At 69.8% G+C, this 10653-nt stretch carries 10 protein-coding genes; 3 read left to right on the top strand and 7 right to left on the bottom strand.

Going from position 1 to position 10653, the window contains the following annotated elements; translation table 11 throughout:
* Positions 1 to 91: 91 nt before the first annotated feature.
* The 7 genes from G1H10_RS11285 to G1H10_RS34505 all read right to left on the bottom strand — a co-directional run bounded on the left by G1H10_RS11285 (position 92) and on the right by G1H10_RS34505 (position 7594).
* On the bottom strand, positions 92 to 1144 hold the full coding sequence (locus G1H10_RS11285) for an inorganic phosphate transporter (protein ID WP_163736951.1): 1053 nt from the start codon (positions 1142 to 1144) through the stop codon (positions 92 to 94).
* A gap of 38 nt (positions 1145 to 1182) precedes the next feature.
* Positions 1183 to 1857 (bottom strand): DUF47 domain-containing protein, encoded by a 675-nt coding sequence (locus G1H10_RS11280; protein ID WP_163736948.1) that lies wholly within the window; start codon positions 1855 to 1857, stop codon positions 1183 to 1185.
* 84 nt (positions 1858 to 1941) lie between these two features.
* Positions 1942 to 3045 carry a 2-hydroxyacid dehydrogenase gene (locus G1H10_RS11275; protein ID WP_163737192.1) on the bottom strand — a complete coding sequence of 368 codons (1104 nt, stop codon included), beginning with the start codon at positions 3043 to 3045 and terminating at the stop codon, positions 1942 to 1944.
* Positions 3046 to 3050: 5 nt separating this feature from the next.
* Complete coding sequence (locus G1H10_RS11270) at positions 3051 to 4505, bottom strand: FGGY-family carbohydrate kinase (RefSeq protein ID WP_163736945.1); 1455 nt, start codon at positions 4503 to 4505, stop codon at positions 3051 to 3053.
* Positions 4506 to 4534: 29 nt separating this feature from the next.
* Positions 4535 to 5395, bottom strand: coding sequence for a DeoR/GlpR family DNA-binding transcription regulator (locus G1H10_RS11265; RefSeq protein WP_163736942.1), 861 nt, complete (start codon positions 5393 to 5395; stop codon positions 4535 to 4537).
* Positions 5388 to 6083 (bottom strand): histidine phosphatase family protein, encoded by a 696-nt coding sequence (locus G1H10_RS11260; protein WP_163736940.1) that lies wholly within the window; start codon positions 6081 to 6083, stop codon positions 5388 to 5390. Before G1H10_RS11260 ends, G1H10_RS11265 begins: the two co-directional genes overlap by 8 nt.
* Positions 6080 to 7594: an FGGY-family carbohydrate kinase gene (locus tag G1H10_RS34505; RefSeq protein ID WP_163736937.1), complete on the bottom strand. Its 1515-nt coding sequence runs from the start codon at positions 7592 to 7594 to the stop codon at positions 6080 to 6082. Before G1H10_RS34505 ends, G1H10_RS11260 begins: the two co-directional genes overlap by 4 nt.
* 166 nt (positions 7595 to 7760) lie before the next feature.
* Between G1H10_RS34505 and G1H10_RS11250 the strand changes: the two genes are divergently transcribed.
* The 3 genes from G1H10_RS11250 to G1H10_RS11240 all read left to right on the top strand — a co-directional run bounded on the left by G1H10_RS11250 (position 7761) and on the right by G1H10_RS11240 (position 10400).
* Positions 7761 to 8576 carry a DeoR/GlpR family DNA-binding transcription regulator gene (locus G1H10_RS11250; RefSeq protein WP_163736934.1) on the top strand — a complete coding sequence of 272 codons (816 nt, stop codon included), beginning with the start codon at positions 7761 to 7763 and terminating at the stop codon, positions 8574 to 8576.
* A gap of 295 nt (positions 8577 to 8871) precedes the next feature.
* Positions 8872 to 9567: a glycerophosphodiester phosphodiesterase gene (locus G1H10_RS11245; protein WP_163736932.1), complete on the top strand. Its 696-nt coding sequence runs from the start codon at positions 8872 to 8874 to the stop codon at positions 9565 to 9567.
* Positions 9564 to 10400, top strand: a complete 837-nt coding sequence (locus G1H10_RS11240) for an inositol monophosphatase family protein (protein WP_163736929.1) — start codon at positions 9564 to 9566, stop codon at positions 10398 to 10400. The genes G1H10_RS11245 and G1H10_RS11240 overlap by 4 nt, the downstream gene beginning before the upstream one ends.
* Positions 10401 to 10653: the final 253 nt, after the last annotated feature.

The following is a 10653-nucleotide window of genomic DNA, read 5'->3' as shown; positions in this document are numbered from 1 at the left end:
GGGGGCGCACCCCCACCTGGCGGCCCCCTATATAACAACCACCGCCGGTCCGCCCCCCCACGAGGCCAGGGTCCGCGGAGGCGGCGGCCGCTCAACGCCCGGCGATCACGCCGGCCAACGCCGCCGCACCGAAGCTCGCGGGCAGGGTCACCACCCACGCCACGGCCAGGTTGCGGACCATGCGCCAGCGCACCCGGCGCGCGCTCTCGTGCACGGCCGCGCCGACCAAGCCGCCGGCCACGGACTGCGTCATGCTGACCGGCGCGCCGGCGGCGGCGCTGCCCAGCACCGCCGCCGCCGCGGAGAACTCCGCGGTGACCGCATGCGTCGGCCGGCTGCTGAGAATTCCGTTGCCCACACTGCGCGCCACTCTGGGCAGCCCGATCACGGCGCCCACCGCGAACGCTGCCGCCAACGCCGGATAGGCCCACCAGTCGAGCGACGCGGCACCCGTGTCGCCGTCCGCGGTGATGCTCGCCGCCAGGAACAGCACCAGCATCTTCTGCCCGTCATTGGCGCCATAAGCGACGCACTGCGCCGCATACGCCGTCGCGTGGGTCCAGCGCACCGTCCACAGGTAGGACGCGTTGCGGAACGAGCGCCACGCCCACGATCCCACCAGTGCCAGCACCGCTCCGACCGCCGGCGCCGCCATGCCGATCAGCAGCACCCGCACCACGGCGGACCAGCCCACGTCCAGCGCCATTCCCAGACCGGCGCCGGCGATGCCACCGATCACGGCCAGCGTCAGGGTGGTGGGCAGCCCGATCCAGGCCAGCGCGGCGGACACCACCACACCCGCGATGAAGCCGATGGCCAGGGCGGTCGTACCGTCGCGCTCCGCGCCGACGATCGACTCCAGCATGGTGCCCGCGACCGCGGTGCTGACCAGCAGCGGGAAAGCGACCACCGCCACGATGAGCATGCCGAGGCTGACCGGCACGGACAACCCCGGCACCCGCAGACCGGGCGCGATCAGGGCGCCCCCGTCGTTGGCCCCGGTCACCACGGCGAAGACGACCGCTATCGCGACGAGCACCTCCGGCGCCACCGTCACCTCCCTCTCCGGCCCTCCTGCTTCTGCCCGATCGCTCTGCTCACGCTCTGCCCACTGGCGATGATGATCGACGGTTGAGCCGGTCATGGCCGGCTCAACCGTTGATGATCACCGCCAGGAGGGAGTCAGTAGCCGCGTTTGAGCGCTCCGTCGGTCAGTACGTCCGCCGCTTCGTTGATCCGGATGCCCACCCAGTCCAGCCGCTTGATCAGCTCCCGGTGCTTGAGGGCCTGCGGCGACATCTCGCCGTTGCCGTCGACGATCTTGGCGAACTGGTCCTGGTACGCCCGGTTGACGGCTCGGGCGGCCTTCTTCGCGTCCAGTGCCTTCATCGGCACGCGCTGCGGCTTGCTCCACACCGAGGCGACCGCGTCCTCCAGCGACTCGATCGCCACCACCACGGCGTCGACCAGCGGCCGGTACGTCTTGCGCTTCTCGATCTGGTAGAGATCAGCCTCACGGACGAAGTCCCTGATGGTGTCCAGCACGTCGTCCACCGAACGGGAGAGCCGGAACAGGTCCTCCCGGTCCAGCGGCGAGACCAGTGTCTTGGAGAGCCGGTCGACCAACTGGCCGCGCATCTCGTCCCCGCTGTGCTCGACGTCCGCTATCCGCTCGCGCGCCTGCGAAGGGCTGATCTTCTTGTCCACCATGTCCCGGGCCAGCACAGCGCCCTCCGCGGCTGCGCGCATCTGCCCGAGCAGCGCCTTGGACAGGTCAGAACTTCGACGGGCGCGCCATGACGACCGTAACCGTCGCCAGGGCGCCTTCACCGATGTCATCTCCTCGTCAACACTCATTCATACTCTATTCACTCATTGTTCACCATCGACGCCGGTTCGACTGGGGCCGTACGGCACCCGCCGGACGCGATTTCTTACGTTTTACCCCGCAACCGCGATTTCAGGATTCACCATGCCCGGTGGACGCTCGCCGGCCAAGAACGCCGCCACCGACGCCGCGGCGAGTTCGGCCGCCCGGTGCGCCGTCTGCCGGGTGGCACCGGCCAGGTGCGGCGTCATCACCACCCGGTCGGACGAGAGCAACGGCCATCCGGCCGGAATCGGTTCGCGCGGGTACACGTCCAGCCCGGCACCCGCGAGATGCCCGCTGTGCAGGGCGGCCGCCAGCGCCTGGTCGTCGACCAGTCCGCCCCGCGCGGTATTGATCAGGTAACTGCCCGGGCGCATCGCCGCGAGCGTCGTGGAGTTGATCAGGTTCTCCGTCTCCGGCGTCAGCCGAGCGTGCAGGCTGACGACGTCGCTGGCGGCCAGCAGCGTGTCCAGGTCCACCAGCCGGACCCCCGGCCCGAGATCATCGGCGGCCACGAACGGGTCGCTGACCAGTACCTCGGCATCGAACGCGCGCAGGATGCGGGCCACGCGGCGGCCGATCGCCCCATACCCGACCAGGCCGACCGTCGACCCGCCCAGCTCCAGGCCACACTCGTCGTACGCGTACAGGTCGCTGCGCCATTCCCCGGCGGCGACGCTGGCGTGCACCCGCGGAATCGACCGCAGCGCGGCGAGGATCAGCGTCACCGCGTGTTCGGCCGCCGCCACCGCGTTGCGCCCCGGCGTGTTGCACACCGCGATGCCTCGCTCGGTCGCCGCCTGCACGTTCACGTTCACCGGGCCGCCGCGGGTGCACACGATCAACCCCAGCGACGGTGCCGCTTCCAGCACTCGCCTGGTGAACGGCGCCATCTGGGTCACCGCCACCTCGACGTCGCCGACCTGTGCCAGCAGCTCGTCCTCGACGTCGGAGGCTTCGTCGACCTCCTGCACCCGCCCATACGGGACCATCGGCCACGGCAGCGTCATCGACCGGACGTCCAGCCGCGCCGCGGCATCGGCCGGGAGCGCCTGCCGCAGCCGGTCCTCCAGCAGGTCGTTCCGGACGAAATGGTCGCCCGCCAGCAGGACCCGTAGTTCCCCGGCGTCACCAGCGTTATCGGTGCCCACCGGGCCGGCGGAGTCGTCGTGCATCTCGGTCAACGGTCCTTCCATTCCTCCCGCGCGCGGTCGACCCGCCGCAGGTAGTCCTCGAATGCCTCGTCATACTGGTCCCGGCTGTCCGCCGCCGGTTCGATGGTGTGCCGCGGGATCGGCCACGAGTCCGGTGCCTGGCCGCGCCCGTCCAGGGCGGAGAGCACCGCCCCGTACGCTCCGGCCTGCCCGACGTCGACGGCCTCCAGCGGGCGTCCCAGCACATCGGCGAAGAGCTGCATCCACGCCGCGCTCTGCGCACCGCCGCCGCACACCGCCAGCCGTCCGGTCAACCCCGCCGCGTCGAAGCAGTGCCGGGCGGCGAACGCCAGCCCTTCGGCCAGTCCGCGCACCAGATCGGCCCGGGTGGTCCCCATGTGCAGCCCGTCCAGCCGGCCGCGAGCGGAGGCGTCCACGAACGGCGCCCGCTCCCCCGACGCCGACCAATACGGCAGTGCCCGGACGCCGTTGGCACCCGGTGGCGAGTCACCCATCAGCGTGCCGAGTTCGTCGAACGACGTGCCCACCATCGGCAGCAGCCAGTCCATCGAGGCGGTACCGACCATCGCCGGCATCGCCCGCATCCACCGGTCCGGCCGCCACATGCCGAGCAGCAGCCCGGCGCGGTGCGGGATCGGCGACGGGTCGTCCGTCACCACCTGGCACGCCAGCGTCGTACCGACGATCAGCAGCCCGTCGCCCGGCTGCACCACGCCGCTGCCGCGGGCCGAGGCCAGCAGGTCGTACGGGCCGGCGCTCACCACGGTCCGCTCCGCCGCCGCGGAGGGCAGCCCGAGCAACTCGGCCGCGCCCGCGGTCAGCGGTGCCGATGGCCCGGCCGGGCCGACGACGGGCGGCAGCAGGTCACGGCGGTGTTCCAGGCCGCACAGCCGCAGGATCTCGTCATCGTAGTCGTGGCGGCGCGGGTCGAGGAACGGAAACGACGCGTCCGACACGTCGCTGGCCCGCTCACCGGTCAGCCGCCGGAAGACCAGGCCGACGCCGTGGGTCGCGGTGTTCGCCCGATCCAGCGCCTCTGGTTCCTCCCGGTCCAGCACGGCCAGGATTGCCGCCGACGCGCCCGGAAAGACCATGCCGCCGTTGCGCGCCAGGATCGCATCCGCCGTGCCGTCCACGTCCCATCGGCGGACCACATCCGCGGCACGGGCGTCCAGCCAGGACGCCGCCGGCCGCACCGGTGCTCCGTCCGCGTCATGCAGCCAGCAACCGTCGCCCTGCCCGGTCACCGCGATCAATGAGGGCGGGTGCGGCAGCTCGGCGACGACGGCACGCACAACCCGGATCACCGAGTCCACCACCGTGTCGGCGTCCTGCTCGACCCGGCCCGGCCCGGGATAGTTGAGTTGCGTCGGGACACTGTGCACGCAGAGCTCGGCGCCGTCCGCGTCGTACCCGACGGCCTTGGTCAGCGATGTCCCGACGTCGACCCCTACATACATGGGATTCTCCCTCCCTGGGTGGTGGTCCGTCAGTCCAGCGTGTCCGGCGCTTCCGGCCTGTCCCGGGCGTCCGGCTCGTCCGCGACCGGGTCGGCGATGTGCACGTTGATCCGCCGGTCGCGAAGCGCACGCAGCACGTCCCCGGGCGCGCCGGCGTCCACGACGACGTCGTCGAAGTCGGTGAGCGGCGCGAGTTGGTGCAGGGCCGAGCCGCCGAGCTTGCCGTGGTCGATCAGCAGGACCTTTCTCTCCGCCGAGCGCATCATGGCGCGTTTCACCAGCACGATCTCCTGCTCCTGGTGATACGCGTGGGTGGCCGACACCGCCGACGTCGAGGTGAACAGCACGTCTGCGCGCAGCGACTCGATCGCCTCCATGCAGGGCACGCCCAAAAAAGAGTCGTGCGTCGGGTAGTACTCACCGCCCAGTGCGATCAGCCTGATCCCGGACATCCGGCTGACGGTCTTGATCACCTCGAGGAAATTGGTGATGACCGTGAGCGGAGCCGCGTCCGGCAGCAGCTGCGCCACCTCCAGCGTGGTGGTCGAGTCGTCCAGCATCACCGCCATGCCGGGCTCGATCATGGTGCGCGCGTACCGGCCGATCGCCACCTTCTCCGCGCGGGCGGTCCGCAACCGGTAGGCGACGTTGCTCTCGAACACGCTGGACGGCTGCGCGCTGACGCCGCCGCGGAACTTGCGGACCACGCCTTGGCGTTCCAGCTCGTCCAGGTCGCGGTGGACGGTCATCAGGCTCACGCCGAACAGCTCGGAGAGGCTGCTGGCCGAGACCGAACCCTCACGCAGGACATGCTCGGCGATCCGGGTCTGCCGCGCGGTCCGCGAGTTGCGGCCACCGGATAGCCTCTGTTCCGTCTGCTCGTCAGCCATCGGTGGGCCGGTTGTAGTAGTCCAGCATGACCGAGCCGTCCGGCCGGAAACTGAACCGGGTCGTGGCCACCGGCGCGATGCCGCGCAGCGCGGTCCGGTACGCACCCAGCGGGATACCCAGGTAGCGACAGGCGATCAGCCGGATGATCGTGTTGTGACAGACCACCAGGATGTCCTGCCCCTGATGCCGGGAGACGATGTCGGCCAGCGCGGCGGTGGCGCGATCGGCCGCGGCTTCCGGATGCTCGCCGCCCGGCAGGTGATGCGTCGCGGCGTCCTGCTCGAAGAGCTCCACGGCCTGCGGATCCTCGGCTCGGAGCTCGGTCAGCGTCCGGCCTTCCATCTCGCCGAAGTCCAGCTCGCGCAGGCGCTCGTCGGTGTGCAGCGGCAGGCCCAGCGCCTCCACCATCGGGGCGGCGGTCTGCCGCGTGCGCTGCATCGTCGACGAGTAGAGCACGTCCGGTGCGGCCTCCCGTGCCCAGTTCGCCAGCTGCTCGGCCTGGGCACGGCCGACATGGTCGATGTCGATGTCGCTGGACCCGGTGTAGCGGTTGCCGTCGTGCCACGGCGTACGTCCGTGCCGCGCCAGCGTCACGGACGTGGGCGTGGGCACCTGCGCGGGCGTGGGCACGGGCGCGGGCCCGGGGTCGATGCGTGTAGTGGGAGCGGTCGTGGACTCTGTGGTCATAGGTCGGTGCCTCGAATCGATGACGTCACTGCGGCCTTAGGTCTGGTGAACGTGTCCGAGATATACCCGCGGTCGACCAGCTCAGCGACGAGCCGTTCGTAACCCTCGGCGAGCCGCTCGGTGTGGGCCGGACGAGGCTCGACGACGCCCCGCCGGGTCACCATCCGTGCGGCCCGGGCCGCGACGCTCTCCTCCCGGGCCGAGGCCAGCACCGCCATCCCGAACGCGGGTTCCGCGGTGGCGGGCAGGGTGAGGCGGCGGCCGAGCACGTCCGCACGGAGCTGGTTCCAGTACTCGCTCCGGGTGCCGCCGCCGGTCACGCTGAGCTCCCCGGAGACGTCCGCACCCAGCGCGGCCAGTCGCTCGAAGCACAACCGCTCGACGAACGCCACACCCTGCAGCACCGCCGCGTAGCGTTCGGCCGCCCCGGTGAGCGTCCCGGCCTCGAACCGCTGCGCGTCCGGGCGCACGAACGGGAACCGCTCGCCGCGCGCGGTGAGCGGGTAGACCACCGCGCCGGCAGGTTCGTAGCCGCGTGCGGCCCGCGCGAGGTCCTCCAGGTCCGCGTCGCCGAACTCCTCGGCGATCATGCCCGCGCCCACGTTCGACGCGCCTCCCGGCAGCCAGCCTCCGTCGGGGTGGCGGTGGCTGTACACGGCTCCGTCCGGATCCTCGATGAGCGTCTCGCTCACCCCTTTGAGCACGAGTGTAGTGCCGAGCACCGAGTTCCACGTCCCGGGCGCCAACGCCCCGGCGGCGATCTGGGCGGCGCACCCGTCCGTCATGCCGGCGACGACGGGGGTGCCCGCGGGGATTCCCGTGTGCTCCGCCGCCGCACCGGCGACGGTGCCGAGTCGGCTGCCGGGACGCACCACGTCCGGAAGCACCGTCGCATCGATGCCCGCGGCGCCGGCGAGGGCGTGGTTCCACCGATCCCCGACGAGGTCATAGCCGGACTTCAAGGCGTGGCTGGTGTCGGTCGACACGCGGTGTCCGACCAGAGCCGCGGCGACGACGTCGGCGCTGTGCGCGGCGTAGGTGGGCGATCGGCCGGTGCTGGCGTGCCGTCGCAGCAGCCAGCCGATCTTCGGCAGCGCCCAGGACAGCTGGATGTCGGCGCTGCCCGCAACGTCGGTGCGGCTGCGGAGCCGGGCCAGCTCGTCCGAGGCGCGCGCATCGTCGTACATCAGCGCCGGCGTGCGCGGTACACCTCGGTCGTCGATCAATGCCACCGTGCCCGAGGTGCTGCAGATGGCGACGCCGCCCACCGGTCTGCGGCGTGCATCGTCCGGTAGCTGGGCGAACGCGTGCCGGGAGGCCGTCCCGACCGCTTCCCACCATTGGTGCGGGTCCTGTTCGTGGGTGCGCACCGCGGCCTTCTCCCGCCGGCTGTCCAGTGGCGCCGAGCCGAGGGCCAGCACCCGGCCGCCGTCGTCGGCGATCACGGTACGGGTGCTCTGCGTCCCCAGGTCGACACCGACCCAGACGGCGTCCGTGGCGGCAGAGTTCACACACGCTCCTCAAGGCTCAGTACCGGTGAATTCACCGCTGCTGTGGCTGGCATAACATCAATGACTGTTAAATCTACACCAACACACGGTGAATCTCCCACGGTTCGTTCCAGTCCGTCGCCATACCGTCGAGGACGTGGTCATGTGAGGATGGCACCCTTGTCTCATGACACCCTCCGCCGACCGGAGCGGGCCGCCGTCGAGGCGCACGCAGGCACGCGAATCCCGGCAGCAAACGATCGTGGCGCACGTCGTCGCGAACGGCGTGGCGACCGTCAACGAGTTGACCGAGCTGACCGGGGCCAGCCTGATGACGGTCCATCGCGACCTGGACGAGCTGGCCCGGCAGGGCGTGGTGCGCAAGTTCCACGGCGGCGTCTCGGCGCAGCCGTCCACCGTGTTCGAGAGCAGCTCGGAGTACCGGCTCCGGGTGCAGACCGCAGAGAAGGAAGCGCTCGCGACCGCCGCGTTGCAGCTGATCGAGCCGGGCATGTCCATCATGTTGGATACGTCCACCACCAACCTCTTCCTCGCCCGCAAGCTGGGTGACCTGGAGCTGGGGCCGCTCACCGTGGTGACCAACTACCTGCCGGCCATGCAGGTTCTGCGCTCCATGCAGGACATCCACCTGATCGGCATCGGCGGCGACTACAACACCACGCACGATGCGTTCCTGGGCATGAGCGCGATCGAGGCGGTCGGGGCACTCACCGTCGACATCGTCTTCTTGAGCACCTCCGCGATGACGGTGACCACGACGTACCACCAGGAGCCCGACATCGTGATGATCAAGCGTGCGATGATGCAGGCCGGCCAGCGCCGTGCACTGTTGATGGACCCCACCAAGCTGGAGCGTACGGCGCTGCACCGGCTGGCACCTACGTCGGATTACCACCATCTCGTCCTCAACGAAGGCGTGGACGACCGGCTCGTCTCGGAGCTGAGCGAACACACGGAGGTGACCATCGCGCGCGGCGGCTGAACGTGACCGGACGAGTCGGCTCGCCCGCGGCGGCCGGCGTCCGCACGTTCCGCGATGACGTTCTTCCACGCCGCCGCCGTGGGCGGTCAGGGCTCTTCGCGGTCGGCGTTAAGTATCTCTCACTTTGAGTTAACTCTGTTAAGGTGTCCGTCAGCGGCACGACGGGCCCGACGAGGCTTGCGCATGGTGCTCAGAGCCGTACGGACCTACGGATGTGCAGTCCCTCCGTCGCCGAGCGACTGTCACGCGGCCAAGCTCTCCACGACCCCGTCAGGCCAGGACGGAATCGACACCCATGACACAGAGCGAAGGACATGTCGTGCTGACCCTGATCGGACATCGAGGCACACCGTTCGAGTTCACCGAGAACACGGTCGCCTCGCTGAAGAACGCCGAATCACTCGGCGCTGACGGCATCGAGTTCGACGTACGGCTCACCCGTGACAGCGTTCCCGTGCTACTCCACGACGCCGATCTCCGCAGGCTCTGGGGGCGTCCCCAGCTCTTGTCCGAGATCGACTACCACGAGGTCAGCGACTTCCTGCCCACCCTGGACGAGGCGGTGCGCGCCACGTCGACCATGCTGGTGGTCGATTGCAAGGGCGCGGGAACCGCCCGGCGGGCCATCTCCGTGTTGCGGGATGAGGATGCGCTTCACCGGTGTGTGTTCGTGGGACCGCACGACATCCTCGGAGAGGTCCGTGCCCAGATGCCGGAGGCCAGGTTGGCGCTGTCCTGGCCGGGGATCAGCACACCACCACCCGAGACGCTCGAGATGTTGCGCCCCGAGATGATGAACCTGCACTGGCACGACCTCGAACAGTCCAGCCTGGACTGGTATCTGCGCATGGGATTCTCGACCTGGTGGACCTACCCGGTCGATGATCCCGCGTCCCTACGCAGAGCAAGCGAGCTCGGGTTCTCCGGCGTCATCAGCAACGACCTGCCGGCCATCTCGGCGGCGATCACGACGATGGAGGAGGCCGGATGACCTCTCGAGATCTCGACGAGGCGCTCAGCGTCGCAGTCCACCTCACCCAGTGGGCCCAGGCTCGTATCTCCACCACCAGGCCGGCGCGTGGCGACGCGGCGGAGAAATCCGGCCCCGGCGACTGGGTCACGTCCGTGGACCACGCCGTGGAGGAGCACATCCGGAATGAGCTTCTGGCTCGGTTCCCGGGTGACGTGGTTGTCGGTGAGGAGGCCGGCACCTCGTCGCCCGTTCCGGACGATGCCGACGAGACCGCGTTGACCTGGTATCTCGACCCCATCGACGGGACGACGAACTTCGTTCACGGGTTGCCGGGGGTCAGCGTGAGCCTGGCGGCCGTCGACGCCGAGGGGACCGCGCTCGGTGTGGTGCACGACGTCTACCGCAACGAGGTGTTCAGCGCCGTCCGCGGGGCTGGAGCCCGGCTGGACGGCACGCCGATCGTGGCACCGGCGTCACGGCTCGGCCTGCGCGGTGGCCTGCTGCTCACCGAGTGGTCCGGCATCTGGGCATGGACCGGCATGCATGGGCTCGTCACGAAGCTCCAGGATGAGTTCACCGCCACCCGGATCCTCGGGTCGTGTGCGTTGAGCTTGGCCTCTGTTGGGGCCGGACGCGCCACCGCGGCGGTGCTCGGCGGCCACTACAACCCGTGGGACGTGCTGGCCGGCGCCCTTATCGCGGTCGAAGCGGGGTGCGTGATGTTCGACGTCGACGGACGATCCGACGACGTACCCATGCGTGGCCTCGGCGTCGCCGATCCCGAGGTGGCCGATGCGATCCAGGCCATGTGGCACGCCGCCGTCATCGACGAAAGCCACAGGCCGGCTTGACGATCTCCGCACGCGATAGCGGTGTCACCGCGGTCGGGACAGCGTGATCTCACGGTGCCGACACGTAGCCGCGCGAACACCCGCAGTATGCCTTCTGCTCGATGCGCGCAGTTCATATCCCGTTATAAGTTAAGTCTATCATTCTTTTCGTTAAATCTGTTATCGTCCTCCCCATAGGTACCCTCAGCAAGCGCGCTGAGACCGGATCGCGGCAGGTTAGCCACGCTCTGGCCATCGCGACGTGGACCTACGC

The sequence above is a fragment of the Phytoactinopolyspora halotolerans genome (assembly GCF_010550675.1).
In the GTDB taxonomy this organism is placed as follows: Bacteria; Actinomycetota; Actinomycetes; order Jiangellales; family Jiangellaceae; genus Phytoactinopolyspora; species Phytoactinopolyspora halotolerans.
This window is presented reverse-complemented; position numbering and strand designations above follow the sequence as displayed.